The following is a 22,399-nucleotide window of genomic DNA, read 5'->3' as shown; positions in this document are numbered from 1 at the left end:
CACCTCGCAATGTTCTGTTATATTAGTATGTATGGTCAAACTTAAAAAAATATAAGTAAAATCTGAAATTTCTTTCTTTTAATATGATTTTTTAATAGCTAGGCGGTTGCACATCCGTGATTGAGAGTGCTATAGTGAACTAATTTTATGGATGACAAGAAAGAAATAATAAAAAGTTGTTGTCATGCGAAATTCAATATGCTAATATAGCTAACGTAAATATTTGATCTGTATAACCTCAATGATATGGATTGAGGGTCTCTACCAGGAACCATAAAATCCTGACTACAAAAATTTTGCTTCATTTTTGTAGTCAGGATTTTTTTTATATCTCCCTACAAAAATGAAAGTGTAACAGAAGGGTGATAACTATGAATTGGAGAGTGTACATTCTGGCCGTTACTACTTTTGCGGTAGGATTGGTGGAATTAATTGTAGGTGGTATATTACCAACAATTGCAAAAGATTTAAATGTGTCCTTAGCAACAGCGGGACAATTAATTACAATATTTGCTCTCGTCTATGCAATATCTGCGCCTGTCCTTTTATCATTAACCGCAAAAGTGGAAAGGAAGCGCCTTTATCTTATTTCTTTATTTATTTTTACGTTAGGTAATCTTATGACGTTTTTTAGTACGACATTCTTGATCGTCATGATTGCTAGAATTTTCACAGCGATGAGTACTGCATTGGTCATCGTCTTATCCTTAACAATTGCAACAAAAATTGTTGAACCAAGACATCGTGCAAAAGCGTTAGGGCTTGTTTTCATAGGCGTAAGTTCGGCACTTGTCATCGGTGTGCCAATTGGGATATTTGTGTCAGAAGCATTTGGATGGCGAGCAATTTTCTTAGGAATAGCACTACTTTCAACTATATCTATGATTCTTATTGCGTTATTGCTTGAAAAAATGCCAGTTGTAGAAGTTGTCCCATTAAAGACTCAAATTAAATCATTAGCGAATTTAAAAATCTTAAGTGCACAATTAACAACACTGTTTATGCTGGCTGGTCATTATATGCTTTATGCATATTTAACTCCATTTTTAGTAGAAGCATTTGATATGAGTGCCTCTTGGATTAGTATCTGTTATCTAATCTTCGGAATAGCGTCTGTTAGTGGGAATGCTCTTGGTGGTTGGCTAAGTGACAAAATTGGTACTGGTAAAGCCATTCTAATTATTGTTTCTACATTTGCCGTTGTATTATTTAGTATTCCTTATACAATTGTTGCTTTTCCACTCTTTTTAGTCGTGACAATTTTATGGGGTGCACTTAGCTGGGCACTTACACCTCCATTACAAAATTATTTAATACAAACTGATCCAAAAACGTCTGACATTCAACAAAGTTTAAACACTGCTGCATTACAAATCGGTATATCCATCGGTTCAGCTGTTGGTGGTGCTATGTTTGCTGTTACAGGATCTGCTAAGCATTTAGCTGGCTTCGGTGCCATTTTAGTTTTATGTGCGCTAGGTTGTGCTATTTTCTCTCTAAAAAGAGCGCCAGGTTCACATGGGGCTGAACTAGAGATGAAATCGGCTCACAACAACTCCTAGTTTAGAGTGGAGTTTTTGGATGAAATATCCGGAAAATACTGCTGAAAAAGAAGGACAATGATAGAGAGAGATAGAATGTAAGTTTAGAGGAGGTTGGTAAATACATGCAGATAGATTTAACAGAATTTCAAGGATCAAATGTGAAAATTGTCGCAACGATTGACCAGACGCTTTACCGTAATGTGGGTGCTATTATTTTATATGAAGAGGATTCACACACTTTATCTGTACGAAAACTAAAACGAAAAATCGCTGATCAATATATACCAACAGACGAACTCGAAAACTTTATGTTTGACTCTCAAGCAGATGCTATAAAATTTACTCATAAACTTACTAGAATGAGTGCACTCGATTATTTATTATCCGCAAATAAAGAGAGACAACTAAAATAATAAAATAATTGCAAGACTGGCCTATAGGGGTCTATGCATGTGAAGGGCATTTGGAGTAGCTATACTCCAAATGTCTTTTTTTGCTCTCATAGCTAGTAAGCGGAGATTATTGATATGGCTTCATTGTCATCGCGGTTTACCTCGCATGAACTACCCGTAAAACCCCACTGATTCAAGTTTCACTTTATTTTATATGTTCAATATTAAACAAATATTTAATTTCTATATCGATTATTATCATACTGGAATAGGACAAGGAATAGATTGTTGTAGTTAAAGTATTTTAGGGGCTCGAGTAGATAGGGAGTCTGATGATTCAATACTATTTTTAGGATATATAATTTTCTCTCTGCCTAAGATAGGTAATTCAAAGGGGTCTACTAATGGGAATCTAATTTATTAACTAATAACAGCGTTTTCTCCTGAATTTAGTTATTGAGGAAGAATTCGGGATATGGTAAATGCTGTGAGTTACTTAATCGGCATGATTGTCTAATAATTTCAAATGGAGGGGGAATCGAATGTCAGAATATCATCAACAATCATCAGCTGAAGTAATGAAAACTTTGAACGTGACAGATCAAGGATTGAGTGATTATGACGTTCAAAAGAGGCAAGAAGTATACGGCTATAATGTATTAGAGGAAGGAAAAAAAACAAGTGCATTCGCCGTTTTCTTTGGACAGTTTAAAGATTTACTAGTCATTATTTTAATCATTGCTGCTTTCGTTTCATTTCTATTAGGTGAAGTAGGAAGTACGATTGTGATTATGATTGTCGTTATATTAAACGCTATCCTAGGCACTGTACAGCATGTCAAGGCAGAACAGTCTTTGGATAATTTAAAAGCCTTAACCTCCCCAATTGCCAAAGTAATGCGAAATAATCAGCTAATAGAGATTCCTTCAGAAGATCTAGTCGTTGGAGATCTTCTTTATTTGGAGGCTGGCGATTATATTAATGCAGATGGGAGATTATTAGAAAGTCATAATTTGCATATTAATGAAAGCTCGCTGACGGGTGAATCAATCGCTGTAGCAAAAAGTATTGATGCTATAAAGGAAAGCAATGTAACTGTTGCTGATAAAAAGAACATGGTATACTCTGGAAGCTATGTGACAACTGGTCGCGGTATTGTCATGGTGACAGCTATCGGAATGCAAACTGAAATCGGAAAAATTGCAAATTTACTAGATACTGCGAAAGAGAAGAAAACACCGTTACAAGTAAGTTTAGATCATTTCGGAGAAAAATTAGCTTTAGGGATTACGTTAATCTGTTTAGCTATTTTAGTGATTGACCTTATTAGAGGACGTGCGCTTGTAGAATCGTTTATGTTTGCTGTTTCACTTGCCGTGGCAGCAATTCCAGAAGCGCTAAGTTCGATCGTTACCATTGTGCTAGCTTTTGGAACGCAGAAAATGGCAAAGGAAAATGCCATCATTCGAAAGCTTTATGCTGTTGAAAGTCTAGGAAGTGTATCTGTCATTTGTTCAGATAAAACAGGAACATTAACTGAAAATAAAATGGTTGTTCAAGAGGTCTATGTGGATGAAAAAGTGATTCCACATGATCAGCTATACACTGAAAATGCAGTTGAGAAAGACCTTATGTTAAAGGCAATATTATGTAGTGATGCTGTGGAAAGGGACGGTAAGGAAATCGGTGATCCTACTGAGGTTGCACTCGTAAAACTAGGGAAGCAATATGATTTTGACGAATTACTGGTAAGAGATTATTATCCAAGAGTGGCTGAAATCCCTTTTGATTCAGATAGAAAGCTCATGAGTACTGTGAATACTATCAATCAGCAATCTATTATGATTACAAAAGGCGCATTAGATGTCCTTCTGCCTAAAGTTATAAAAATCGAAACGTCAAAAGGTATAGTTAATATTACAAAACAACAACGCCAAAAAATCGAAGCGGTAAATCGTGAATTTTCTATGAATGGGTTAAGGGTGCTAGCAGTTGCCTACAAAGAGATAAGGGGAAATCAAGCAATCGATGTAAGGGCTGAAAAAGATTTAATCTTTGTTGGTTTAGTCGCGATGATGGATCCTCCAAGACAAGAATCTAAAGGTGCGGTTGAAAAATGTATAAAAGCTGGTATCAAACCGGTGATGATTACAGGGGATCATAAAATTACGGCAACGGCTATTGCCAATCAAATCGGGATTTTAAATGATCCCTCTGAAGCGATTGAAGGGCATGAAATAGAAGGCTTAACAGATCAGCAGCTTCAAGAAAAGGTTAACGATTTTTCTGTTTATGCCCGAGTAACACCAGTTCAAAAAATTCGTATCGTGAAAGCATGGCAAGAAAAAGGACATGTCGTCGCCATGACAGGAGATGGTGTTAATGATGGCCCTGCGCTAAAACAGTCCGACATTGGTGTGGCAATGGGAGTGACCGGTACAGAGGTCGCGAAGGATGCCTCCTCTATGATACTAACGGATGATAATTTTTCAACGATTGTGAAGGCTATTGCAAATGGTAGAAGTATTTATACGAATATTAAAAACGCTATTTTGTTCTTATTATCTGGGAATGCGGGTGCCATTTTTGTTGTTTTATATGCAACAATATTAGGTTTGCCAGTTCCTTTTGCACCTGTGCATCTATTATTTATTAACTTACTAACGGATAGTTTACCGGCGATTGCCATCGGTCTAGAGCCGAATAATAAAAAAACAATGAAGGACAAGCCCCGAAATATTCATACACCACTGTTAAATAAAGCATTTACTACTCAAGTGGTGCTCGAAGGATTACTAATTGCGATTTCTACAACGGTGGCTTTTGAAATCGGATTGTCAACGGGAGATACTTTAACGGCGAGCACGATGGCATTTACAACATTATGCTTGTCACGATTAGTGCATGGCTTCAACTCCAGAGCTAAAGAATCCATCTTCGCCATTGGACTATTTTCGAATAAATACACTTGGCTTGCATTCTTAATCGGTTTTTTAAGTTTACACGCAGTATTGTTCATTCCGATGCTTACAGGTGTGTTTGAAGTGGCCACATTAAGTACCGCACAATTAGGCTTTATTTATAGCTTGTCTGTACTACCGTTCATCGTGAATCAGTGGTACAAGCTGTTGTTCGTGAGAAGTCGATAATGAGGAAAAAATATTGAAGCTCTCGTTTTATTGAAACGAGAGCTTTTTAGCGTTGAATTGTAGCAGGCGCTAGTAGCCAGCCTCGATCATTACTGAGCTGTATTAGCTTTGCGCCAAGTATGGCATACCTCATATGAAGCTCTCCATATTTCGCAGTATGCTTCTTCTTCACAGACATTTCTAAAGCCTGACTGACTGAAATAACTGAAGAAGCTATATTCATCGATAAAATGGTGCTGATCTCTGTATCATTAATGGCTTTTGTTCCTCGTCTATTTTTCATTTTCAACTTCCCATAGTCGATTAATGCCGTAGGGGCAAGTACCCCATTGTCCTTTAATAACGCTGTTAGTTGTTTATTTTCCTCTTTTAAACATTGAACAAAATCCACAATAATAGCCTTCAACTTTTTATCAACAGCGTGCTTGAAAAATGCATGATTTGAAGCTATATAGCCATTATTAACGCCAATCTGCGTCCAAATCTTAAAAATCTCCTTATAGCGTAATGATGTTAGATTCCCATTTGCCAATTCCATAATTACACATCCTAACTCATGTTCTCGTGCATTTGTTTGAGATTAGGATGTGTTAATAAATGAAATTCTAATCATTTTTTACAATAAAAAGGGGGATAATCATAACGTGGGACTTTCCTGGGGGCCACAGATGAGCCGCGCTGCTCGCACCGAGTCTCATCTGTGACTAATCTCCAAGGAGTCGCTATAGTTGATAAAAACTGAAATTGTTCCGATAAAACGAGAAAATATTCCGATAAAGGCTAAAATTGTTCCGATAAAATGAGATTTTGTTCCGATAAATCTTCAAAGTATTCATATAAAAATGAATTCATCACAATAACGTGGAGTTGATTTCCGTTCCTGCTGAGTCGCTTCGCTGCAAGGTCTCAAAATCCCCAAACACTCCAATCAACAATATACACGGCATACGTTTAAACAAATGTCATTCCAAATTAAAAGGTTCATTCCTTCAATTTCTTGCTTTTAAAACTATTAATGGCTGTTTTTAATGCAGCAAAGTTTCCAATAGCTGCATAACCATAAAAAAAGCCCATAAATATTCCAGCAATAAGATTATGTCTATGGCTAATGAAGATAGAAATAACCAAGCCAATAACAAGGGCGATCGCGGGAACATATTTAGGCTGAACATGCATAAATACCTTAACTAGCTGTGTAATAAGTAACACAGCTGGAACGGCTATTACAGCATCCCAAAAATTCGTATGGATCACTGGAAATAATTCCATTTTCTACACCTCTTTTAGTAATAACGAAGCTATGACTTAAAATATAGATTTTCCTTTTTATTTATTTTTATGCGATGAAAGGTGTAGAGCTTATGATTTCGAGTCATACACTCGTATGAACGATTGCGATTTTTCGTTTTTTGACTGTTGCTTAATAATATGAGCCATAAGGATTCATATATGGATAGTGATATGGCGGATATGGGTTCATAAATTGTGAAGTTGAAGGTCTATACTTATTTTTATGTTTATGATGAGGATCTTTTTGCTCCTTTTGATCTTTTTGATTTTCCGAAGTTGATTTTACACGGTTACAGTCTTTAGGTGGACCGATATATGTTGAGGGTACAATAGGAGCAATTGTTTTCTTCCACTGAGTTTCATCTAAACAATACGTGTGAGCCATAACATTGGAAGGTGTAAATTTCAATATATCTGAACCTAAAATAACTTCGGGAGTTGGCGCATCAAAAATAGCCAGTAAATGTGTGTCATTCTCAGTAGCTATTTCATAATGCCACCATCCTTGCGGTACACTGGCGACTTGGCCAGGCTCGATAGGATAGTTTTTTATCTCTTTTGTAAAGGGATTAAATATAGCAACAATCGCAGCACCAGAAATACAATAAACAAGTTCTGCTGCATTTTGATGATAGTGGGGCTCTATCACCTTATTCCTACTTAGAAAAATATCGAGCAAAGATATATTTTCTAACGTATTTAATTGTTCTACACCTAGAATATTTATAAAATTTCGATCATCTTTTTTAAAAAGAGTGTTGTCATTTACATCAGAAGTGAACTGAGTTGATGGTGAAGTATAGTCAATATTTGAGCTAATACTTACATCCTTTCTCTAATTAATTTTCAATACATGTCTTAAGCACAGAATATGTACAAAGCTATTATAGGCTTACACGAACGCCCATTGTCTTCATTGAACAAATGTTTTCTGTGCGAAAGCGAAGCGTCAGCGGCAATTACGGCCAAGGCGAAATTGATTTATTTATCCTCTAAAGACTTTTTTAAAATTAACTAAAATTCCCTCTTCTAATTAGGAACGTACGTGCGTATGATGGGTATACAAACATTCGTTCTGTTTTGAAAAACAGCCTTGCTGTGCTCAGTGCATATAACAAAGTGAAAAGGAGCAACTAAGATGAAAGAACAGTTAATAAAAGCAATGCAGCGTCAACAAGTAGTTAGCATGATGTATGTAGCCAAGTCTGGTGTTATTACGAAAAGGCGTGTGAAAATCATAAAGATTGTTGGTGATTCCTTTACAGCATTTTGCTTTACGAGGCAGGCAAAGCGTACGTTTATTATTAACAATGTTCTAGCAATAATGCCTGCTACACACCGGAAGCGTGAGGTGATATGAATTACGACAATCTGCCGCACAAGGACAATTTTTGTAGTGACATGAAATGCTTTTACACAAGCTGTATGGCAATGCTAGAAGGTTTAGATGTCTTGAAAGATCCCATTGCAGTTATTGGCAACTTTGAGCTACCGGTAGTATCGTACTGGCAGCCTCACCAATGATGAAGGAAAAATTTAAAATCAAAACGGGAAATAGACGTTTATGTTCGTGTTTTTTAGGAGATATATTATACCAAGCCTTAAGGACTAACGATTTTGACTAAATAGAGATACAATATGATGAAGGAAATAAACATTGGAAATTGTATGTGGAAGTTAACAAGGCTCTTACAATATCGGCTAAATCATCTTTCGGTAAACCTGTATTAGATAATAATGCATATAGCATTTGTGATTTGTGTATTTGCATTTGTTGCAGACCTTGCTAGACTATTAGTTAATAATGAGAATCATTATTAACTAATAGTCTTCTAGTGGTAATATCTGATTAGAGTATTTCATGGGACAAAACTATTTTTACTATATAGAAAGGGGTGGCAATATTGACTGTGTGTAGCCTGACTGATCCCCAATAAATAGCGGTTAGGCTTATATCTCGAGAAATAGATTTGTTGTTTGGCATTAATGAAAGTAACCCAGATGTACAATGTTTGGATAGGGAGCAGGTGCATTATCATGATAGATTTGGATAAATTAGCCGAGATATTTGCTAGAGGTTTCTATGATATAGAAGGTGTTCACCGTTTAGTCATCCAGCCGAAAAGTATACTAAGTGAATTTAGGGCTGTCCGGCATGGATTTCTTTTTGTAATTCGTGGAGAGGCTAGAATGAGTGTGAATGGAACTGTCTATGAATTACATCCAGGCTCAGTAATTCATGTGGCTCCAGGCATGCAACTGGACGCGCAAGTTTTAAGTCAATCAGAGTACGAGTACTATTTACTGTTTTATAGATTTGACAAGTTAGACGAAGTATATAGCGGTCATGAATGCGACTCTCATTTCAAACTGGAAGCGGGAGCAAATCCGAGAGTGCTAGAATTACTTATCATGCTTCATCAGAATGCCAATACACTTAGAGGTATTGGGAAGCTTCGTGTCAAGGAGTTATTTCTAAGTGTCATGCATCAAGTTTTGGTGGGGTGTAAGCATCGGGAGAGTGGTAGTTCTCCAAGTGAAATGGTGATAGAGGAGGCTATTGCATACATACACCGGCATTATATGAATCCGTTGACACTCGACGAATTGGCGGAGCTACATGCAATGAGTCCCAAGCGCTTCTCCTACTTCTTTCACAAACATACTAGATTTCGTCCAATTGACTATCTTATCAATTATCGTATGGAAAGAGCGAGTGACTTACTTAAAGTAAGCAATTTCCCCATCCATGATATTGCTATTAGTGTCGGTTATACCAATCCGCTATATTTCAGTAGAGTGTTTAAAAAGAAATTTGGTGTGTCTCCCTCCGCATACATACATAATTTAGATAATCATATAAAGTGAATTACTGATTTATATATTACGCCTGCAACTGGTGATGAACCTAGAGTGCAGGCTTTTTCCCTTTTGTCACATTCTTTCCTTCCAGCCTTATCCTACATGTCGGCTAAATCATCATTCAGCAAACCTGGATTAGATAATAATGCATATAGTATTTGTGATTTGTGTATTTGCATTTGTTGCAGACCTTGTTACACTGTAATCGATAATGAGAATCATTATTAACTAATAGCCTTTTAGAGGTAACATCTGATCAGAGTATTTCATGGGCGCAAAACTATTTTTACTATATGGGAAGGGATTGGTGAATATTGACTGCGAATAGACAATTATGTATTGGCTTAGTCTTATCTGCTTGGTTGAAAGGAGGCGACTGGCGGCACCCAGACAGCGGTGTGGAAAAAATGGGTTCAATTGACCCTTACATTGATTTGGCAAAGATGGCGGAGAGGTCAAAGCTCGATTTTCTTTTCAGGGCGGATTATCTTTTTGTTAGCCCACAGATGCTTGGCGATTCCGCTAATTTCGGTAGTCCTGACCCTACTATGATATTTGCAGCGATTGCTCGTGAAACAGAGCGGATCGGGTTAGTTACGACTATTTCTACGACTTTTAATCCACCGTATGTTGTTGCTAGACAGCTTCAGTCTTTGCATTGGCTAAGCAATGGACGTGCTGGCTGGAATATTGTCACTTCTATTGAAGGTGCCGAAAATTTCAGTGAGTCACCTATGCCTTTACCCCAAGAAAGATATGCGAAAGCAATTGAATTTACTGAGGTCGTACGCAAACTCTGGGAAAGTTTTCCGAATGAAGCCATTGTTATTGATCGTGAGTCAGGCATGTTTTCTGATAAGGATAAGGTTTCCCCAATTAATCATTCAGGTGAGTTTTTTAGTGTTAAGGGACCACTTACTTTGCCTGCCCATAAATCGGGGCCAATTCCTTTATTTCAAGCAGGTGCGTCGGATACAGGACGAAATTTCGCCTCTTCAATAGCGGATGCTATTTTTGCAGCGATGCCAGACCTTGAATCGGGAGTGGAATTGCGAAATGATCTGAGAAAAAGAACTATGGAGCATGGGCGCGATCCGGACGCCATAAAAGTTTTGCCAGGTTTATATTTTTTCTTGGCCGAAACTCGTGAAGAAGCCCATGAATTACATAAGGCTGCACACGCACATTTGACTGTTGAGCGCAGACATGCATCGCTTAAATCAGTACTGGGTCTTGATTTGAGTAGCTTTGCTTTGGATCGTCACGTAACTTCCGATATGCTTCCCGATCCGAATCAGCCAGTCCGCAGCCGAACACATGCTGAGCTGTTGCGCCGGTATATTACAAATCATCAGCCTACAGTGGAAGAGGTATTAGCAAGGCCGGAGGTTGTCGGGTCTGCTCACTGGGTTTCCGTTGGAACGGTTGAAGACGTATTGAACGATATAATTGAGCGATTTGAGGCTGGAGCTATTGACGGATTTATAGCTATTCCGGGTGGTTCAGAAAAATCTTTGAAACTATTTTTTGAAAAGCTGATGCCGCAGTTGGTTGAAAGAGGTTTGTTCAGAAATGAATATACGGGTATCACCTTACGTGAGCATTTAGGGATTAATACTACTGATCATTATGATAGGGGTACTGTTTTGAAAGGGGTTCAAGAGAAGAATGAATAAAAAGTTTATACTAGCTGGTTTGATAGCATCATTCATGATTGTTTTGGCTGCATGTGGAGGAGGAGACAAACAGAGCAAATCAAACTCAACCTCCAGCAGCAACGGAGAATCAGCGCAATCTCAAGTGGACAATGCAGGAACAGGCGAAACAAGAACGATTGAGTATCTCGGTGAAAAGTATACCGTTCCACAAAAAGCAGAAAAAATTGTGATTGGGGCTATGGAAGCAATGGAAGATGCGGTAATGCTTGACGTTCATCCAGTAGGGGCGATATCGGTAGGCGGAAAGTTTCCAGAAATGTTTGCTTCAGTAACGGGCAAGGCGGAATCAATTGGTGAAAAAAGACAACCTAACTTGGAGAAGATATTGCAATTGAATCCAGACGTTATTTTAGGTTCAACCAAGTTCCCAAAAGAGGTGGAGGAGAAATTGCAAAAAATTGCTCCCACTATTTTGGTGTCGCACGTTTCTACAAACTGGGAAGATAACTTGAAATTAATGGGTGAATTAACTGGAAAGCAAGCAGAGGCAGAAAAAATTCTATCCCAATATAAAACAGATACACAAGCAGTAAAAGCATCGTTAAAAGAAAAACTTCAAGGTAAAAAAGTAGCCGCTGTTCGTATTCGCGGAGGGCAAACTTACATTTTTGCGAAACATGTAGACTTTAACCCTTTTTTATACAATGACATTGGTTTAGAAATGCCAGAACAGGTAGGCATGGCGAAATTGCAAGATGCGATCTCTGTCGAGCAATTGGCGGAAATGAATCCAGACTATTTGTTTGTGCAATTCTCTATGAGTGATAACAAAGATGCGGAAAATGCATTCGAAGACTTAAAGAAGAATCCAATTATCCAAAATATTAATGCCTTTAAACACGATCACGTATATGTCAACGTGGTTGATCCGCTTATGGAAGGAGGCCCTGTTTATAGTCGAATCAAGTTTTTAGAAAGTGTGCAAAAGTATCTGAACAAGTAATGGAATGGAGCAGGGAGGAATAAATCGTTATTAAGCCATAAGTTTGTTCTAATTGTCGTATTATGCATTCTGTTCAGTGTGACAATAGTCGTGTCTCTTTTCTATGGTTTGAAATCAATGAGTTATGAAATGATGTGGCAGGCGCTTTTTCATTTTGATTCAGAGAATATGGAGCATTTAATCATTCAAACATCGCGCCTTTCGCGTGTGATAGGGGCGCTGTTGGTTGGCGCCTTCATGGCGGTTTCAGGAGCTTTAATGCAGGGGATGACAAGAAATTATCTTGCCTCCCCTTCGATTATGGGCGTGGCCGATGTTTAGTAGGGATTGCCTTTAGTTCAGGTTTTGGGGCCATTACTCTTTATATTTCATTAAAGATGGACCCACAAGATTTTGAAATGGCGACTGTTTGGTTATCAGGTAGCCTTTATTGTACGACTTGGACTCATATATTAGCGGTATTGCCATGGATAATAATTTTTATTCCAATCATTTGGTGGAGATCGCACAGACTTAACCTATTAAATTTGGATGAGGTATCAGCCATAGGAATAGGTTTAAAGAAAGACCGGGAAAGAATGATTTTTCTTTTATGCTGCGTCGGGTTAGTTAGCGCATGTGTATCTGTAGCAGGAAGCGTTGGATTTATTGGCTTAATTGCCCCTCATATGGCTAGAAGACTAGTCGGTATTCATTATAAATATGTAATATCTGTCTGCGGAGCAATCGGCATGCTTATGGTGTTAGTCGGGGATTTTATCGGAAAGACGATCTTTGCTCCAGCTGAACTGCCTGTAGGTATTGTGATCTCCGTTATCGGTGTTCCTTATTTCGTATATCTGCTGTTTAAAAAAAGAAAGTAGAGTAAAGAGAGAAGGAAGCCACTCATTGTACAAAAAAAGAAGTGCAGAAGAAATTGCCATTAAAATTAATCTGCTAAGACTAACGACAAGCTTATAACAAAATAAAATTTTAGGTGGATTATTTATGTCATTAACAGTAGAAACACAGCAAACAAAAGTGATTAAAACTACTCCAATATTAATTTCTTTCTTAATTGCTGGTTTCATTGGATTGTTCAGTGAAACGGCTTTAAACATGGCTCTCGGGGATTTAATACAAGTATTTTCTATTAGTTCTTCCACGGTTCAATGGCTGACAACAGGTTATTTATTGACCTTGGGAATATTAGTTCCTGTCTCGGGTCTCTTACTTCAATGGTTTAGTACACGTCAAATATTTATTGTGTCATTGATTTTTTCAATTATGGGGACACTAGTCGCAGCTCTTGCACCAAGTTTCGAAGTATTAATGTTTTCTCGAGTGATTCAAGCTATAGGTACGGGATTATTGCTGCCTCTGATGTTTAATTCGATCTTATTGATTTTTCCCGTCAATAAGAGAGGTGCAACAATGGGACTAATAGGATTAGTCATTATGTTTGCACCCGCAGTTGGACCCTCAATCTCAGGATTAATTCTTGAAAAACTGACTTGGCATTGGATTTTCTGGGTTTGTTTACCTTTTCTGATTCTTGCGTTGGTATCGGGTATAGTGTATATGCAGAATGTATCAACCATAACTAAACCCAAAATTGATATATTATCTATTATTCTATCTTCGATTGGCTTTGGAGGAATTGTCTATGGCTTTAGCAGCGCGGGTGAGAATGGCTGGGGAAGTACGATTGTGATCACGATGATTATTATAGGTCTTGCTGCACTTACCTTGTTTTCTTTGCGACAATTAAAAATGGATAAACCGATGCTTGATTTACGTGTATTAAAATATCCAATGTTTACTCTAGGTTTATTGGCCGTATTTATTTGCTTCATGGTAATAATGTCCACGATGATTTTGTTGCCATTATATTTGCAAACAGGACTAGCATTGACTGCATTTACCGCGGGGCTTGTTTTGTTGCCAGGTGGTGTGCTGAATGGATTAATGTCCCCAATCACAGGTCGTATCTTTGACAAATTCGGACCAAGAGGACTTGTTATACCTGGATTTGCAATCATGCTTATCATGTTATGGATTATGTCAAACGTTACCATTGAAACGCCGGTTACTATGGTGATTGTGATGCACTCCATTCTATTTTTAGGTGTATCGATGGTTTTGATGCCTGCTCAGACAAATGGACTAAATCAATTACCTAAAAAACTTTACCCAGATGGTACTGCTTTAATGAATACATTACAGCAAATGTCGGGAGCAATTGGCACTGCAGTTGCGATTACGATTATGTCCGCTTCTCAGAAAAGATATATGAACAATATGACTGATCTATCTGACCCTTCTTCAATTAGAGCTTCATTAACAGCGGGAGTACAGGACTCCTTTATATTCACCCTAATTATAGCTATGGTTGGTTTAATTATTTCCTTCTTCATCAAATCTTCTCATGTTAAATAGGACTTACTGAATAATTTAAAACTCTTATTTCATGGCTCAAAGCAAAAACCAGTGGTTGACATCATAATGCGAGGATAAAAATAGAAAAACATCTGCAAATCCTGTATTGTTGTAAGTCCTATCTAAACAAAATCTTTAGTGCATCTGTTATAAGGATAATCAATCATGCAGTTAATTCAACATGTAAGTCCTGAAAATTTACAATACCATTTATATTAGAAAGAATTAGAACTGTAGGAATCCATTGAGAAACTTCCGAGGTATTAGAGAATTGTAGGACTTTAAATCGATTCTTGATCAGTTAAAAGGAATGATCCAAAAATTACCACTTCTAAAAAAGAACGTTTGTACGTATAATATATACGAACGAACGTTCTTTTTGTTGCGGAGGGGGAGTAAAAACAATGAAAGATCAGTTAATAAAAGGGCTGCAACACAATCAGTTAGTAAATATGATGTACATTACAAAGTCTGGAGTCATCACGAAAAGGTATATCAAAATAATTAAGATAGTCAATAGCGTACTTTTATTCTCGATAATGTTCTTGTTATTGTTCCATGTCTATAAAGAACGAGGGATGATACAGAGCTGAATGTTTTTATTAACAAAATTGATAAGAAAATTATGAAGGATGGATTGGGGTGTTTTATTGATCAGTCAAGTATAATCTCTCTTGCAAGTGCATTAGAAGAGAATAATTTGCTTAATAAAAAAAGGTAGATGCGATTCAATTTGTGGAAGTTGATCCTTTACCAGTAGGGACATAGGTAGAAATTGAAAGTCTAGATATAGTGATTAGCCGATTTTAAAAATTGCGAGAGGTATTGGGAGGAAACTACGATGAGAGAACAACTGATTAAAGCTATGCAGCGCAAACAATTAGTGAACATGATGTATGTAGCAAAAGATGGTTCCATAACAAAAAGGCGTGTAAAAGTTATTAAAATTGTTGGTGATTCGTTTCAAGCATTTTGTTTTACAAGACATGCAAAACGTACTTTTTTGATCAGTAACGTTCTAGCCCTTATTCCTTTTGTTAGTAAGGGACGTGAAGTTGTATGAATTATGAGAGTATGCCCAATAGACCTATTATGTGTATCGATATGAAATGCTTTTACGCCAGTATCGTAGCGATGTTACATGGGCTAGATGTTTTAAAAACGCCAGTTGCAGTAGTAGCAAATTTTGACCAACCAGGTAGCGTAGTGCTTGCTGCATCTCCCTTAATGAAAGAAAAATTTAGTATCAAAACTGGTAGTCGTCGTTATGAAATACCTAAACATCCTGACATTAGATTGTTTGAGCCTAAAATGAGTTTCTTTATTCAAATGTCGATGACGATTACAAAATTGATCTCTAATTACGTCCCAGTTGATGCTATACATGTGTATAGTGTAGACGAAAGTTTTGTTGATTTAACTGGCACTGAAAAGCTTTGGGGTTCACCTGAAGAAGCGGCTAAGGAAATACAAAAGGCTATTCTTGACCAATTTAATATACCTAGTGCAGTAGGTATGGGACCAAATATGTTAATAGCCAAATTAGCTTTAGACCTTGAAGCAAAGAAAACAGGCTTTGCTAAATGGACGTATGAAGATATTCCAAAGAAATTATGGCCAGTTCGACCCCTTTCTGAAATGTGGGGAATCGGTAAACAGATGGAAGCAAATCTAAATGCTATGGGGATACAAACAGTCGGGGGTTTGGCTAATACAGATCTAAAAGGATTAGAAAAGCGCTTTGGTGTAATGGGCAATCAACTCTATTACCATGCATGGGGAATCGATTTATCCAAATTAGGGGAGCCGTTAATAACAAACGGAGCTTTAAGTTTTGGGAAGGGCCAAATGCTGATGAGGGATTACCATACACGCAAAGAAATCTCTGTAGTGCTCCTTGAAATGTGTGAGGACGTAATGAAGCGAACGCGGGATGCAGGTTATGTTGGACGTACAATTAGTATGGGTCTTTCTTATAGTCGAAACGCTATGACCAAAGGATTCCATCGATCTAAAACGATTGCAGTACCAACAAGTGAAACACTTGTGATGTATAGAACTTGTATTGAATTACTAGACGAACACTTTGCAGGAGAGCCTGCACGTCAGTTATCAGTTAGAATATCCAACCTGGAAAGAGAGCATAGTATCCAATTAGATTTATTCGATGATCGTAAGCCACAGCGTCAAATAATCGGTCCTACAATGGATGCAATACGCAACAGGTTTGGAGCTACCTCAATATTAAGAGCCATTTCTTTCACAAAAGCTGGTACAGCTATTAATCGAGATCGCTTAGTTGGTGGTCATTTGGCATAGGAGTGATTTATTTATGATACAAGACAGAGGTAATATTAAATGGGCATCGATGATGTTGCCGGAGCATTTAGAGCTTCTTAGAGAGTATAAACAAGAGTGTACAGAACAGCCAAGAGAATTGACTGAGTGGGAACTGGAAGAACTACAAAAAACAATTGATCAAGCTTTTAATCAGCAATTGGACATAAAATTAGAAGTGTGGAAGGACTACAAAATCACACAATGGACTGGAATAATTAAATCGATTAATACTAATGAACTCATACTTGAAACACTACTTAACACGAAAAGTATTCCAATCCAAAGTATTCAATCGGCCCAACTGGATGCTGATTATTATGATTAAACCCGACGAAAGACAGCTACTTCATAAGTATCTTTTGTTAGAGCTAGCAGTTAAATCATTGCAAGTTGACTATTGTAAATTAGAGCAGTTTAAAATGAAAACGGTATTTCTTCCAATGATGGATTCATTGCTAAAGGATCTAAGACAAGAATATTTTAACCTCAAACGAGAACTTGCACAAAAACGTATACGAGTAGTAGGGTGGCAACCAGTAGATGAATACTTTAGTGACGTGCAAGTTGCCACTACAGGTAATGATGTAGTACTCCGTTATGCAAATCAAGCTCTTAAATCACAGGTGGAAAAGTTGTTGATTAATCATATAAGTGTTGCTTTAGAATAAAGATTGATTAAAAAGTTTCCTTCAACCTTTATTTATTAGCAAATGCAAAAACTCCATTTTGTAAAGGATGCGTACCTATGCACAAAGCCGATTCCGGACGCAATTATGCCGAGGCATAATTGATGCAAATGGGTGTAGAATACCAATTTTGCATGTAAGGTATCTTACTCCATTTGAGTTGAAAGTAATTTTATGTATTTGTTATTAAAAGTAAATGTACGACTCTGAGAATTCCCATCTCGAAGCGGCTCACAGCTTACTGTAGGAGGAAAAAGAGGTAGCGTTAAGCTACCCTTTAATTTATTTCACCGGCTTCTAGTTGTCCGTTTAATAGCACATAATCATCTTTTTCAAAAGTTATTGCAACTCTATCTAATCTATTTCCTCCTGGATATAAATATAATTGTTGATTGAACTTTATACCTAAAGGTACGACTGTTTGAAGAATAAGATTTAAAATTTTAAAACATTCCAAATCTACTCCTTCTTTCAAATGATTTTTAACGCGAATAATTACTACATCTTCGACATTCTCAAATCTAACTTTTCGAGGAGAAATATTGTGTACTTTACAAAGTCTTTTCAGTAGATTGTGGTAATAATCGTGTTGTTCCATTTAAACTACCTCTCTTTGTTATCATTATAAAATAGGGAAGTATGGAAGAGGAGGTTAATATTTATCAACTGTTTTCATGCTTTTTTCTTTAGTTTTAATATATCCCATATACTTTTCTTCCTCTGAGAGAGCTTCTAAAATACACTCTGAAAAAATCTTGTTCTCTTCTTTCGAGTTATTCTCCTAACTAAAACGTAAAAATTCCTTTAGCATCTTTTCATGTGATTCAAGGTCTTCTATAGATAGTAGCTTCACCATCAACTCTTACGCTTGGCTAGCTCATTGTAGGTAAGTCAAAATCGGCGGGGTCCTGGTTTTGAACAACAAAGTTAATAAGCGACTCTTCACCTGTAAGCTCCGTAAATATACATTTAATCAAATGCATATAGTGATTCTCAAGCCAGTCCCGAGCAAACGAATTTGGCGCAGAAATCGTCACAGTTGAGTTACTCCTATTATAGGACAGTAATTTAGTAGACTTTATCCACGTTTCGAAGCTAGGTTTAGAAATTTCTTGTCCAACCCGAGTCAGGACATTATTCCAAAGTTCTTCTAAATGTTCTTCCAAGCTGCCAGTCTCCTGTACTGAGTTCTTTAAGTTAACGTCTGGCATTTGTCCATTTACTTCAAATTTTTGCTTTGTAGGTTCTGATATTTCATACATTGCTTGGCCATTAACCGTTTGTAGCTTCCTAATTTCTTCAGTTAAAAAATTGATATTCTGGTCTACTCTATCAAGACGCTGTTCAATTTTATCTAGACGTTGATTTGTCTTTTGGTGTTCTTGCTTAATTTCTTGTAGCAATTCGAAAATTAAGTTTTAGTTTGTCATGTTGATTACTCCTATGTTATTTAGTGTAGTAAAGTAGTATGACGCAAATCGGCTGTTTTTTGAAATAAGTCAAGTTTACTTTCGACTATAAGATGTTGATCCACCTATCCAAGCGTTGCTTTATTTCATTCAACGCTTCCATAATTGGTGGATACCTCGTTTTCTGAATATGTACTATTTGAGTATATAACATGTTCTCTCAATTTTCTCTCCAATGAGACAAAAAGGGGCGAAAGCACTCTTTTTTTCTACTTATTGACAAATCTTTTTGTCGCAATTTACTGATACAGTAAGTTGAGGAACCAAAGAAAAAAGTTAAAGCCTCCGAAAGCAATTATGCCTCGGGATAATTGCTTTGATTAAAGGGTTTTTAATCAAATGTATTGAAAAGAATATACATACCATAATTTGGAGGGGTTAAAATGATTTTTGAAATGACTACTCAAGTACGAGTATCTAATATCGAAGAAGGGCATAAGTGGTATGAAACACTGTTAAATAAGAAACCGGATTTCATACCACATGATGGTTTTGTAGAGTGGGAAGTTATACCTGGTTGTTGGTTACAAGTAGCAGAGGGGAATCTTATTGAAGGAAATGGCCCTTTACGTTTAGGTGTTACAAATATCGAAGCTGAAAGAGAAAGACTTATAAAAGAACTTAACATTGATAACTTTGAAATTTACTCAAGACCAGAAGTTTCAGCTAAATGGGGAACATTTACGGACCCTTGGGGAAATCGTCTTGGATTTTTTGAATACATGGATAAGACTGAAGAACAAGCGCGGATAAAAGCTATTATCGGAAAAGCGGGAGTTTAAGTATTGTATTAACGGGGCTTTACGTCATGAGGCTTCCTTTGGTGGTGTTAATTGGAGAATAATTTTATGTGTTGATTTTTGGCGCTTCATGGATGGCTAACGGGGTGCTTTACTTAAAGATCATTGAGTTGCATAATGCAGCTCTTTTTTTCTTTATTGAACTAACAGGGCAGGTTAGCATAATAATATAGCAATAGTTGTGGAGAAAATTGGAGATGTGGTGGATTCAATGGAAAATGTTAAATGGATAAATGGAAGCTATAAAGAGGATAACCGTATTTTTGATTCGGAGTTTGAAGTTAAAGAATGGACAGAAGCATTATATCCAGATTTTGTTGCCTATTTAAGTGATAAAAATAATGTAGGATATGCAACACCTGATGGAAAGATAATTAAATATTTAGCATCCCTTTTTCCTCAATGGGCTGTTTATAACAAATTGCAAATCGGTGTCTGTACAGGACAAACGGAAATAGATGGTCAAATCATCCATAAAATTTGTACAGTGAAATTATAATTATTTTTACTAACGGGGTGCTTTAATTGAAGATTCACATCCAGTAATAATCAATCTTTATTATAAAAATCAAACTAGATAAATAAAGAACCAACTGTTTTGATCAAACTTTGTTTCAAAATAGTTGGTTTCTTTCTGTATAAAATCAGCATTTGCAACTTACTTTTAATCGAACTTTATTCAAAAGCTACAGTATCTTTACGATTTCTAAAAGGGGCAACAGCTGGTCGGAGGTATTATCGAATAATAGGATATTAATGCTGATTTAAATGTGTACATTCCTGCCTGAATAAAGATGTACAAAAATACTCTTCCATTTCATACTAATACCGAGGTGTTAGTGTGGAATTAAAATAAAGTTAAGTTACGATGTTTATAAAAAAGGCGCGATATTTTTGTCTTTTTTTATTAATCCGAAAAAAAGAATCTCATTAAATAAGAACTTATAAAATAATTTTAATCAAACTTTATTCCCAACCTAAAGCTGGACGTTTAATCTTCTATATTGAAATAAACTTGTACTGGGTATCTTTTATTTGGAATGGAAGAACCAAATTCGCTCGGACTTATTTCATGAAGTAGTGTAGAAATGATTTTAATTAACTCTTTATTTTTAATTCGTTCATCCTGATCTAAGGAATTAATAACAGCATCAAAATTTCTTTTACAATCATTAATCTTTTTAGGTACGGGAAGTTCTTCTTTTTTCATTCCTTCCTCGATTTGCAGAATACTATCTTCCTCTTGCTTATAAAAATCTATTTCTATTAATCCTTTTTTGTATTTATTTTCTAATAATTTTTTTGCTTTGTCTGTCTTTCTACTTTTCACTAGTGCAAGGATATACTTATGTAATATTCCTTTATCATAATCCTCTGTTAAAATTCCATTATTAAGTAAACGTGAAAGTACATTTGCTCTTACCTCTGGAAATAATGTACTGAAAATTGTAGGAGTCATAATTGTTTTATCAAATCTGTTCTTTTTGAAATAATCAATTAATATTAAAGTGAATAAACCTAGCGCTGTCTTTGAAATTTTATTTACTTCTTCTTCACTTAATTGTTTATCAGGAGAGTAGTGAGAGCCTCTATCTCCAATATTTTTAATATTAAATAATGCGTCAACTACTTCTTTGTTAAAATCATTCCGAATCTCTTTGATTTGGTCACCAAGCCCTAATTTTTTGAATTTATCCTCTCCCAAGCGTTCTTTTGCTTTCTCGCTTAAAAATAAGTCTATCATCATTTCAGCGTATCTTCTTGCGGCATTTGCTTTTGCTTCAGGGGATGAGCTAGTAGATATCATATCTAGGTAACAAGAATGTCCTAACTTTGGTACTGGTTGTGTAATATTTTCTTTCAAAATTATCTCTCCTTTTTTAATCCTCTTATTTAATATATTTTGAGACTTTGGTATAAGATTATTTTCTGTGAAAAATACGGTGAGAACAATCGCTCATGAATGTTTTACGTATATCAATTAAATTATACTGTTGTACTTGCAACTGCTTTCTCAGAATTTATCTCAACGCTTGCAGTTTTGATTGGTCCCATTTGATAATCACCAATCATCATATCAAAATGAGCTTTATGTCCTTCAATAGTAAAGATCTTTTTAAATACTTCAAAATATCGCTGAACTAAGTCGTTATTAGTTTCGACAAATAAGTCTTCATTTATAGAATGTGATCCATCATTTATCCAAGAAATTAGTGAGCGACATATCATTTTTTCTTCGAACTCAAATTTTTCTTCTAAATTGTCAATATTAATATTTCCGAAAAATTTAAAATAATTTTCTAATATCCTTCTCATAACATTTTGAATGGAGACAAGGCTTTGATTATCTTTATTTTTCAACTCCTTCCAAAGTAATTCATATGATGTTTTTATTGGATTTTCTGAGTATTGTGTAATAGAAGTTATATTATTTCTTTTTCTAACAATCCAAAAGCCTCCTTCACCGTAACTTTTCTTACCTTTATTAAAAGTAATTTCTTTATGAAAATATATGTTATGCGTAAAAACAAATAGTTGTTTAATATCAGTAGAGTTATTTTTTATATCAAACATAATCTGTCTGACTAAGCTGCTCACCATAAAGAGAACATTACTGTCTAAGCTTGAAATTGGATCATCAATAACCACTGTTTTATCTGCAGCAATTTCTTCTTTACTATTACTACCTTTCAACAGTTGATAAAAATATAAGAATGTAATAAATGTCTTTTCTCCTTCACTCAAGGTATCTTTAACATCCCCACCATTTTCTCTAATAATTTTATAC

Annotated in this window: 22 protein-coding genes, 2 pseudogenes and 1 riboswitch; of the genes and pseudogenes, 17 read left to right on the top strand and 7 right to left on the bottom strand. The window is 36.1% G+C overall.

Annotated elements, in window-relative coordinates:
• Positions 1-208: 208 nt before the first annotated feature.
• Positions 209-308: riboswitch (purine riboswitch) on the top strand.
• A gap of 63 nt (positions 309-371) precedes the next feature.
• The 3 genes from ACFCYJ_RS23345 (at position 372) to ACFCYJ_RS23335 (ending at position 5,085) form a co-directional block, all read left to right on the top strand.
• The gene (locus ACFCYJ_RS23345) at positions 372-1,562 is read left to right on the top strand and encodes an MFS transporter (protein WP_376077662.1); all 1,191 of its coding nucleotides are present in this window, start codon (positions 372-374) and stop codon (positions 1,560-1,562) included.
• 104 nt (positions 1,563-1,666) lie between these two features.
• The gene (locus ACFCYJ_RS23340) at positions 1,667-1,957 is read left to right on the top strand and encodes a hypothetical protein (protein WP_376077661.1); all 291 of its coding nucleotides are present in this window, start codon (positions 1,667-1,669) and stop codon (positions 1,955-1,957) included.
• A gap of 521 nt (positions 1,958-2,478) precedes the next feature.
• Entirely contained in the window at positions 2,479-5,085 is a 2,607-nt protein-coding gene (locus ACFCYJ_RS23335) for a cation-translocating P-type ATPase (RefSeq protein ID WP_376077658.1), read from the top strand.
• A gap of 46 nt (positions 5,086-5,131) precedes the next feature.
• Here the strand turns inward: ACFCYJ_RS23335 and ACFCYJ_RS23330 are convergent, their stop codons facing one another.
• From ACFCYJ_RS23330 to ACFCYJ_RS23320, 3 genes are all read right to left on the bottom strand, one after another.
• Positions 5,132-5,623, bottom strand: coding sequence for a DUF3231 family protein (locus ACFCYJ_RS23330; protein WP_376077655.1), 492 nt, complete (start codon positions 5,621-5,623; stop codon positions 5,132-5,134).
• A 443-nt stretch (positions 5,624-6,066) separates the two neighbouring features.
• The gene (locus ACFCYJ_RS23325) at positions 6,067-6,354 is read right to left on the bottom strand and encodes a hypothetical protein (RefSeq protein WP_376077652.1); all 288 of its coding nucleotides are present in this window, start codon (positions 6,352-6,354) and stop codon (positions 6,067-6,069) included.
• 151 nt (positions 6,355-6,505) lie between these two features.
• The gene (locus ACFCYJ_RS23320) at positions 6,506-7,195 is read right to left on the bottom strand and encodes a cupin domain-containing protein (RefSeq protein ID WP_376077699.1); all 690 of its coding nucleotides are present in this window, start codon (positions 7,193-7,195) and stop codon (positions 6,506-6,508) included.
• 51 nt (positions 7,196-7,246) lie between these two features.
• Here ACFCYJ_RS23320 and ACFCYJ_RS23315 point away from each other — a divergent pair, with 51 nt between their 5' ends.
• The 12 genes and pseudogenes from ACFCYJ_RS23315 to ACFCYJ_RS23260 all read left to right on the top strand — a co-directional run bounded on the left by ACFCYJ_RS23315 (position 7,247) and on the right by ACFCYJ_RS23260 (position 17,324).
• Positions 7,247-7,393 carry a hypothetical protein gene (locus ACFCYJ_RS23315; RefSeq protein WP_376077650.1) on the top strand — a complete coding sequence of 49 codons (147 nt, stop codon included), beginning with the start codon at positions 7,247-7,249 and terminating at the stop codon, positions 7,391-7,393.
• Positions 7,394-7,513: 120 nt separating this feature from the next.
• Positions 7,514-7,735: a transcriptional regulator gene (locus tag ACFCYJ_RS23310; RefSeq protein WP_376077647.1), complete on the top strand. Its 222-nt coding sequence runs from the start codon at positions 7,514-7,516 to the stop codon at positions 7,733-7,735.
• A 41-nt stretch (positions 7,736-7,776) separates the two neighbouring features.
• Positions 7,777-7,899: a hypothetical protein gene (locus ACFCYJ_RS23305; protein WP_376077646.1), complete on the top strand. Its 123-nt coding sequence runs from the start codon at positions 7,777-7,779 to the stop codon at positions 7,897-7,899.
• Between the two features lie 513 nt (positions 7,900-8,412).
• The gene (locus ACFCYJ_RS23300; protein ID WP_376077644.1) at positions 8,413-9,243 is read left to right on the top strand and encodes an AraC family transcriptional regulator; all 831 of its coding nucleotides are present in this window, start codon (positions 8,413-8,415) and stop codon (positions 9,241-9,243) included.
• A 308-nt stretch (positions 9,244-9,551) separates the two neighbouring features.
• A complete protein-coding gene (locus ACFCYJ_RS23295; RefSeq protein WP_376077642.1) occupies positions 9,552-10,913 on the top strand; it encodes an NtaA/DmoA family FMN-dependent monooxygenase in 1,362 nt (453 codons plus the stop codon).
• Positions 10,906-11,898, top strand: a complete 993-nt coding sequence (locus ACFCYJ_RS23290) for an ABC transporter substrate-binding protein (protein ID WP_376077639.1) — start codon at positions 10,906-10,908, stop codon at positions 11,896-11,898. Before ACFCYJ_RS23295 ends, ACFCYJ_RS23290 begins: the two co-directional genes overlap by 8 nt.
• A 51-nt stretch (positions 11,899-11,949) precedes the next feature.
• Positions 11,950-12,761 (top strand): annotated as a pseudogene (locus ACFCYJ_RS23285) (FecCD family ABC transporter permease).
• Positions 12,762-12,885: 124 nt separating this feature from the next.
• The gene (locus ACFCYJ_RS23280) at positions 12,886-14,316 is read left to right on the top strand and encodes a DHA2 family efflux MFS transporter permease subunit (RefSeq protein WP_376077636.1); all 1,431 of its coding nucleotides are present in this window, start codon (positions 12,886-12,888) and stop codon (positions 14,314-14,316) included.
• 841 nt (positions 14,317-15,157) lie between these two features.
• Positions 15,158-15,379: a transcriptional regulator gene (locus ACFCYJ_RS23275; protein WP_376077633.1), complete on the top strand. Its 222-nt coding sequence runs from the start codon at positions 15,158-15,160 to the stop codon at positions 15,377-15,379.
• Positions 15,376-16,635: a Y-family DNA polymerase gene (locus tag ACFCYJ_RS23270; protein ID WP_376077630.1), complete on the top strand. Its 1,260-nt coding sequence runs from the start codon at positions 15,376-15,378 to the stop codon at positions 16,633-16,635. The genes ACFCYJ_RS23275 and ACFCYJ_RS23270 overlap by 4 nt, the downstream gene beginning before the upstream one ends.
• 13 nt (positions 16,636-16,648) lie before the next feature.
• Complete coding sequence (locus tag ACFCYJ_RS23265) at positions 16,649-16,981, top strand: YolD-like family protein (RefSeq protein WP_376077628.1); 333 nt, start codon at positions 16,649-16,651, stop codon at positions 16,979-16,981.
• Entirely contained in the window at positions 16,974-17,324 is a 351-nt protein-coding gene (locus tag ACFCYJ_RS23260; RefSeq protein ID WP_376077626.1) for a YhjD family protein, read from the top strand. Before ACFCYJ_RS23265 ends, ACFCYJ_RS23260 begins: the two co-directional genes overlap by 8 nt.
• Before the next feature lie 295 nt (positions 17,325-17,619).
• On the opposite strand, the gene ACFCYJ_RS23255 is transcribed toward ACFCYJ_RS23260, so the two are convergent.
• Both ACFCYJ_RS23255 and ACFCYJ_RS23250 read right to left on the bottom strand, forming a co-directional pair.
• Positions 17,620-17,940: a hypothetical protein gene (locus ACFCYJ_RS23255; RefSeq protein WP_376077623.1), complete on the bottom strand. Its 321-nt coding sequence runs from the start codon at positions 17,938-17,940 to the stop codon at positions 17,620-17,622.
• A 286-nt stretch (positions 17,941-18,226) separates the two neighbouring features.
• Positions 18,227-18,553, bottom strand: a pseudogene (locus tag ACFCYJ_RS23250) (DnaA N-terminal domain-containing protein); the annotation flags it as partial.
• A gap of 641 nt (positions 18,554-19,194) precedes the next feature.
• On the opposite strand from ACFCYJ_RS23250, the gene ACFCYJ_RS23245 reads away from it, so the two are divergent.
• Together ACFCYJ_RS23245 and ACFCYJ_RS23240 are read left to right on the top strand one after the other, a co-directional pair.
• Entirely contained in the window at positions 19,195-19,593 is a 399-nt protein-coding gene (locus ACFCYJ_RS23245) for a VOC family protein (RefSeq protein ID WP_376077621.1), read from the top strand.
• A 199-nt stretch (positions 19,594-19,792) separates the two neighbouring features.
• Entirely contained in the window at positions 19,793-20,110 is a 318-nt protein-coding gene (locus ACFCYJ_RS23240; protein WP_376077618.1) for a hypothetical protein, read from the top strand.
• A 492-nt stretch (positions 20,111-20,602) separates the two neighbouring features.
• On the opposite strand, the gene ACFCYJ_RS23235 is transcribed toward ACFCYJ_RS23240, so the two are convergent.
• Positions 20,603-21,475: a hypothetical protein gene (locus ACFCYJ_RS23235; RefSeq protein ID WP_376077616.1), complete on the bottom strand. Its 873-nt coding sequence runs from the start codon at positions 21,473-21,475 to the stop codon at positions 20,603-20,605.
• A 122-nt stretch (positions 21,476-21,597) separates the two neighbouring features.
• Positions 21,598-22,399 (bottom strand): AAA family ATPase (locus ACFCYJ_RS23230; RefSeq protein WP_376077614.1); only part of this gene is annotated, 802 nt, incomplete at its 5' end.

Origin of the sequence: Lysinibacillus sp. NPDC056232 (assembly GCF_042267565.1) — a bacterium.
Taxonomy (GTDB): domain Bacteria; phylum Bacillota; class Bacilli; order Bacillales_A; family Planococcaceae; genus Lysinibacillus.
Note: the sequence above shows the minus strand (reverse complement) of the source record. Positions and strands in the feature narration are given on the sequence as shown.

Coding starts and splice junctions, on each gene's coding strand:
- ACFCYJ_RS23255 (WP_376077623.1), bottom strand. CDS start 17,940: ATGGAACAACACGATTATTACCACAATCTACTGAAAAGACTTTGTAAA.
- ACFCYJ_RS23335 (WP_376077658.1), top strand. CDS start 2,479: ATGTCAGAATATCATCAACAATCATCAGCTGAAGTAATGAAAACTTTG.
- ACFCYJ_RS23340 (WP_376077661.1), top strand. CDS start 1,667: ATGCAGATAGATTTAACAGAATTTCAAGGATCAAATGTGAAAATTGTC.
- ACFCYJ_RS23305 (WP_376077646.1), top strand. CDS start 7,777: ATGAAATGCTTTTACACAAGCTGTATGGCAATGCTAGAAGGTTTAGAT.
- ACFCYJ_RS23290 (WP_376077639.1), top strand. CDS start 10,906: ATGAATAAAAAGTTTATACTAGCTGGTTTGATAGCATCATTCATGATT.
- ACFCYJ_RS23275 (WP_376077633.1), top strand. CDS start 15,158: ATGAGAGAACAACTGATTAAAGCTATGCAGCGCAAACAATTAGTGAAC.
- ACFCYJ_RS23270 (WP_376077630.1), top strand. CDS start 15,376: ATGAATTATGAGAGTATGCCCAATAGACCTATTATGTGTATCGATATG.
- ACFCYJ_RS23310 (WP_376077647.1), top strand. CDS start 7,514: ATGAAAGAACAGTTAATAAAAGCAATGCAGCGTCAACAAGTAGTTAGC.
- ACFCYJ_RS23315 (WP_376077650.1), top strand. CDS start 7,247: ATGTACAAAGCTATTATAGGCTTACACGAACGCCCATTGTCTTCATTG.
- ACFCYJ_RS23245 (WP_376077621.1), top strand. CDS start 19,195: ATGATTTTTGAAATGACTACTCAAGTACGAGTATCTAATATCGAAGAA.
- ACFCYJ_RS23280 (WP_376077636.1), top strand. CDS start 12,886: ATGTCATTAACAGTAGAAACACAGCAAACAAAAGTGATTAAAACTACT.
- ACFCYJ_RS23330 (WP_376077655.1), bottom strand. CDS start 5,623: ATGGAATTGGCAAATGGGAATCTAACATCATTACGCTATAAGGAGATT.
- ACFCYJ_RS23260 (WP_376077626.1), top strand. CDS start 16,974: ATGATTAAACCCGACGAAAGACAGCTACTTCATAAGTATCTTTTGTTA.
- ACFCYJ_RS23325 (WP_376077652.1), bottom strand. CDS start 6,354: ATGGAATTATTTCCAGTGATCCATACGAATTTTTGGGATGCTGTAATA.
- ACFCYJ_RS23300 (WP_376077644.1), top strand. CDS start 8,413: ATGATAGATTTGGATAAATTAGCCGAGATATTTGCTAGAGGTTTCTAT.
- ACFCYJ_RS23265 (WP_376077628.1), top strand. CDS start 16,649: ATGATACAAGACAGAGGTAATATTAAATGGGCATCGATGATGTTGCCG.
- ACFCYJ_RS23345 (WP_376077662.1), top strand. CDS start 372: ATGAATTGGAGAGTGTACATTCTGGCCGTTACTACTTTTGCGGTAGGA.